We start from the raw sequence: 333 nt of genomic DNA on the forward strand, positions 1-333 counted from the left end.
TACCTACGGCGGCGATTTTGAAACGCTAAAGCAGACGTTTATTGATTTTTTACACAACCTACCATTCTACGGTCAGGCTGTGATGTGTGTTGATGATCCAGTAGTGCGTGAGCTTATTCCTCAGGTAAGTCGCCAGGTGATTACTTACGGTTTCTCTGAAGATGCGGATATTCGTATTGAGAACTACGTACAAGAAGGCCAGCAAGGCAAATTCACAGTGGTACGTGAAGGTAAAGCTAACCTTGATATCACGTTAAACATTCCAGGTCGTCACAATGCATTGAATGCATCAGCGGCGATTGCTGTTGCAACAGAAGATGACATCAGCGATGA

At 44.4% G+C, this 333-nt stretch carries 1 protein-coding gene; it reads left to right on the forward strand.

From position 1 onward, the window contains the following. Positions 1-333 (forward strand): Mur ligase family protein (locus AB4486_RS25915; RefSeq protein WP_372119607.1); only part of this gene is annotated, 333 nt, incomplete at both ends.

Origin of the sequence: Vibrio sp. 10N.222.55.C6 (genome assembly GCF_041473395.1) — a bacterium.
Classification (GTDB): Bacteria; Pseudomonadota; Gammaproteobacteria; order Enterobacterales; family Vibrionaceae; genus Vibrio; species Vibrio crassostreae_C.